Here is a 3266-nt window from a genome sequence, read left to right as displayed (position 1 = left end):
AGTTGCGCAATTCGTTCTCCATTTTCAATTGTAAACGCTTCTTTGGATAGATTGACAAGAATCACGCCAATTTCTCCTCTGTAGTCTGCATCAACGGTTCCTGGTGCATTTAGTACGGTAATTCCTTTTTTTGCTGCCAATCCGCTTCTTGGACGTACTTGTGCTTCAAATCCTATTGGCAATTCTATGAATAATCCCGTTTTTACGATGGTTCTGTCCATTGGCTCCAATTTGATTGATTCCGTTAGGTTTGCTCGCAAGTCCATTCCGGCGGAAGCCAAGGTTTCATAATGTGGCAATGCGTGCTGAGATTTGTTGATGATTTTTATGTTCATTTGGTTTTTGCTTACTCTTGTTTGTTGATTTGGTTTTTGTTATTCGTCAATTTGTTTTGCTTACTCTTAGGTTTGCTCAGCTTTTAGGTGTTAGTCGGTTCGTAGTACATTTTGTTTGAATGAACTGAAAACCGAAAACTGATAACTCTTTTCCACCACGAATTCACGAATTTTTTATTGCTTTTGGCTAAATATTTACGCTAATTTTTAAATCGGAACGTAAACTTATAAACTTTTTCACTTCTGCTTGTTGATTCGTCAATTTGTTTTGCTTACTGTTGTGTTTTTTTGTCACGAATTCTTCTTGGCTCTTGGCTCTTGGCTCTTGGCTCTTGGCTCTTAAAAGTATATTTTTTTCAATTTAAAATTTTACATTTAGCATTTATAATTTCATAGTACTTCTCGATACAATTTTCTTGCAGAAAATCACTCGAAGTGACGTTCAACATATCTAACTACTCACTACTAATACCTCACTACTTTTTTAGTAAGCGTTTTAATTCTTTTCGTTCTGATATATAGATTATTCCCAAAAATAGTAAAACTAATGCAGTTGCAATGATATAATTTCCTCGAAAACCGTCATAGAACGATACTGCCGATAGTACAGCCGCTAGTATTACGTATCCACCAACTTGTTTTATGTTGTATGGTACTTTGTAATGTTTTTGTCCGAGAATATACGAAATGACCATCATACTTCCATAAGCCACTAAAGTTGCCCAAGCGGATGCCATGAAGCCTATTTTTTCTATCATTATCAAATTGAATACTATGGTAACAATCGCACCAAATATAGAGATATACATTCCGTATTTGGTTTTATCAGTAAGTTTATACCATATTGATAGGTTGTTGTAAATTCCTAAAAATAGATTCGCCAAAAGGATAACAGGCACAATTGCTAAGGCATCTAAGTACTCATCTTGTCTAATGAGAATGCTTGCAAATAGATCGATATACGCAACCACAACAAGCATAAATATGGCGCCTAGTATGGAAAACCATTTGAATATTGTGGCATAGTTGTTTTTGGCATTTTTTTCTTTTGCATGATTGAAGAAGAACGGTTCGGCACCTAAACGAAATGCTGTAATGTATAATGTCATGAAAACGCCTAGTTTGTAACAGGCTGAGTATTTTCCCATTTCGGTAGCGCCAATCATGTCTCCTAAGAATAGTTTGTCAATGTTTTCGTTGGTTACATAGGCCAAACTTCCCACCATGATGGGCAATCCGTAAATGAGTAGTTTTTGTAAAACTTTTTGATCAAACGTCCATTTTATTTTTAGAATGTTTGGAAATAATAACGCGAGCGTGAATACACTTGCAAATACATTTGCCAAGAATATGTAGATGACTTGCGGTTCTCCTTTTTCATAGAAGTTTAGAGGTTCTGGCAAGATTCCTTCTGAGATGATTCCGTTAGGAATTGCCCAAAGAAAGAGAAAATTTAGTACGGCTAAGAATAGAATGTTTGCAATTTTGATTCCCGCAAAGCGAATGGGTCTGTTTGTAACGCGCAAATAGGCAAACGGAATGACGACAATGGTGTCTAAAAATACCGTCCACACTAAGATTTTGACATACATTACTTTTTTAAAACCAAAGGTTTTTGTGATTTCTGGAGCAAAAGTCAATCCTAACGCTAGAAATATGAGTGTCGTGAATAGTAGTGTGATAAATGACGTAGAAATGATTTTTCCTTTTTCTTTTTCTTTACTGAAGAATCGGAAAAATGCTGTTTCCATTCCGTAGGTCAACAACGCGTTTAGGTACGCGGCGTATACGTAGTATTCAGTGTTTTCGGCAAATTTGTTCGATTTAAAAACATCGGTATGCAATCCTACCAAGCCTATATTGATAGCTCGTGGCAATATTGCTGCAATTCCATAGATTATGGTGTCTTTGAAGAACTTTTTTAGTGCGCTCAAGGAATGTTTTGTTTACGCACCAAAAGTATTGATTTCTACGGGCTTTGCCAAAATGATTTTTATTCGCTTAGGAAGAGTGAAAAACTTCACGGATTAGCCAAGCTTTTTACTGTTTGTTTTGTGGTGCGCTTGGATAGTATATTGGAAATTTTTCGATGATGTTTTCGAGTTTGTAATATTTTAATTTTCCCGCTTCTTTATAACTGATGATTCCTTCATTATCTTTTAGTCGGTTCCTAGTACATTTTGTTGGAATGAACTGAAAACTGGGAACTTTTTGATTATTCGTTTTTTGTTAATTTGTCAATTTGTTGTGGATTTTCTTAGTACTAACTGAAAACTGACAACCGAAAACTTCTCAACCACGAATTCACGAATTTTTTGTTGTTTGATTTTTGTCAATTTGTTGTGCATTTTCTTTGTACCAACTGAAAACTGATAACCGAAAACTTTTTTTCACCACGAATTCACGAATTTTTTTGTTATCTGATTTTTATTAATGTATCAATTTGTTGTACAGGTTCTTTTGAATGAACTGATAACTGAAAACTGACAACTTTTTTCACCATGAATTCACGAATTGTTTTGTTGTTTGATTTTTGTGGATTTGTTAATTCGTCAATTTGTTGTGCAGGTTCTTTGGATGAACTGATAACTGAAAACCGACAACTCTTTAACCTTCCTGCAACGTTTTTAGAATTGCTAGTTCTTTTAAGACTTCTTTTCGGATGAAATAAAATAGTATCACAAAAGAAACAAGGTACGAGATCACAATGTAATAGAAAAATCCGGTTGAAAGGTATTTGTAAAAGTAATACATCATGATTGCGACTCCGATATTGTAAATTATTAGCAATATTGGAATGGTTGTGAACGCGAGCCTTTTTCGTTTTTTGTAATAGGTTATTAACTGTGCTTTGAAGTCTTCTAACGTAAGTAGTATATTTATTTTTTTGAGCTGCTGCTGACTTTTTATTTCAATCCAAACACGCGTTAT

The 3266-nt window shown here is 34.6% G+C and carries 3 protein-coding genes; all 3 read right to left on the bottom strand.

Annotation, left to right across the window (positions count from 1 at the left end; all coding sequences use genetic code 11):
• Window positions 1-335: dUTP diphosphatase (gene dut / locus AB8B65_RS16570; protein WP_405302389.1), on the bottom strand; the 335-nt coding region annotated here is incomplete at its 3' end.
• A gap of 476 nt (window positions 336-811) precedes the next feature.
• The gene (locus AB8B65_RS16565) at window positions 812-2269 is read right to left on the bottom strand and encodes a polysaccharide biosynthesis C-terminal domain-containing protein (protein WP_405302388.1); all 1458 of its coding nucleotides are present in this window, start codon (window positions 2267-2269) and stop codon (window positions 812-814) included.
• 673 nt (window positions 2270-2942) lie between these two features.
• The coding region (locus tag AB8B65_RS16560; RefSeq protein ID WP_405302387.1) for a hypothetical protein at window positions 2943-3266 on the bottom strand (324 nt) is incomplete at its 5' end.

Source organism: Kordia sp. (genome assembly GCF_045105435.1).
Lineage (GTDB): Bacteria > Bacteroidota > Bacteroidia > Flavobacteriales > Flavobacteriaceae > Kordia.
The sequence above is the reverse complement of the archived record's forward strand: the minus strand, read 5'-3'. Positions and strand labels throughout refer to the sequence as shown.